This is a genomic window from Acinetobacter sp. YH16044, assembly GCF_013417145.1.
Classification (GTDB): Bacteria; Pseudomonadota; Gammaproteobacteria; order Pseudomonadales; family Moraxellaceae; genus Acinetobacter; species Acinetobacter amyesii.
In genome coordinates this window covers 1-1577 of record NZ_VPEK01000130.1, presented here as the reverse complement: position 1 = coordinate 1577, position 1577 = coordinate 1, and the positions used below count along the sequence as shown (strand labels likewise).

The 1577-nt window shown below is 35.9% G+C and carries 1 protein-coding gene and 1 pseudogene; one reads left to right on the top strand and one right to left on the bottom strand.

Annotation, left to right across the window (positions count from 1 at the left end; all coding sequences use genetic code 11):
* On the top strand, positions 1-563 hold a 563-nt coding region (locus tag FTV38_RS17455), incomplete at its 5' end, for a hypothetical protein (protein WP_180023039.1).
* Between the two features lie 382 nt (positions 564-945).
* Here FTV38_RS17455 and FTV38_RS17450 read toward each other — a convergent pair.
* Positions 946-1577, bottom strand: a pseudogene (locus FTV38_RS17450) (conjugal transfer protein TraA); the annotation flags it as partial.

The window sequence follows — 1577 nt, the reverse complement described above, 5'->3', positions numbered from 1 at the left end:
TAGAAGCCTTAAATTTATATGCATGGAATGCTGATGTTTCAGGTGCCTTGCTTATCCCTTTGCATATTTGCGAAGTCGCTATTAGAAATGCCGTCTCAACAGCAATTGAAAATGTTTATGGTGATAAATGGCCGTGGTCTTCAGGTTTTGAACGAAGCTTACCGAATCCCACTCGAGGCTTTAGCCCCAAAAAAGACTTAATCAATGCGCGTCTCAATCAGAGAACAACAGGAAAAGTTATTCCTGAACTTAAATTTGCATTTTGGCAAAGCATTTTCACCAGTAGACATGATCAGCGTTTCTGGAATCCATATCTAACCGATTTATTTCCCAATATGAATACATCGGTAAGTATTCAAGATAGAAGAAAGCTAATTTATGATGAGTTAGAGCAAATTAGACGCTTACGCAATCGTATTGCGCATCACGAACCAATTTTTACACGCAATTTATCTGATGATTATCAAAAAATATTATCTTTAGTTAGCTATCGCTGTACCACAACTGCCACATGGCTTGATGAACATCAAAGAGCTACAGAAATTATTGCGAAAAAGCCTTAATTATGCAGTTTATATATGAAAACAGTACGAGACGACCTGTAATAAAGCCCTGTTTAGAATGTAAAAAAGACGTAAATACCAAAGTTCATACTTGCCGTTCTTTTAAAGGCTATTTAATGCATATTCGATGTGCGGACAACCTTTTCAGTACATTGTTCTTAATTTCGCCTTTGGCGAACGAACGGACATTGAAAAAACGATTTAAAGAAAGACTAAAGATTCATAAATGCTTAATTTGCAATGAACCTGCTTCTGGCGCAAATGGATTTAAACATTCCATTGTCTATGAGGGACATCATATAGAGCTAAAAATTCATAGGACATGCTTTTTTAATAGATATGGTTTGGATTACAACCAAGAGACTAAAAGAGCTATATCAACTTAAAACTTCATTTTATGACTATTTTTGATGCTTGAAGAATGCTTGATCTCACTGTTTGGTGCATTTAGATTCTGTAATGGTTGGCTCTGCTTCTGCTGTTGCAATTGTTGATTGAACTTACTCACCATTTCAGCTTTATGACGACTATCAAAGCGTGCTGAAGTATCTTTTTTATATTCAGTTAAATACTTGTCTGAATAGCGAATATTTAGCTTATCAAAGGGTACTTCATATTCTTCAGCTTTAATTCGTACTTTCATCATTGCCTGATCTTTGACTTTATAGGCATCAATGACCTGAAGCGGTGTATCTTTCTCAAAATGTTCTTTCTTAAAAAAGCCGGTCTTTAAAGTGAGTTCTTGATCTAACTGGAGCTGTTCACCTTTGGCAATGTTCATTTGACCGTTAAACCTTACGATCTCATCCCCCAGTAAAGCTTTTGATCTTAGGCTATTTCGCACTTCTTCAATGATTTCCTTTTCGCTGAAATGCTTGTCTGGCGTAGTAATTGCCTTAAATGTGCTATTCAAGTTATACAATTCCCGCTGATCATCAAGGCTATTTCGATGATCACGAATATAGTTCTTTATAAGTTCATCTTTTGCCTGTACGACTGAATAATCCGTTGTAA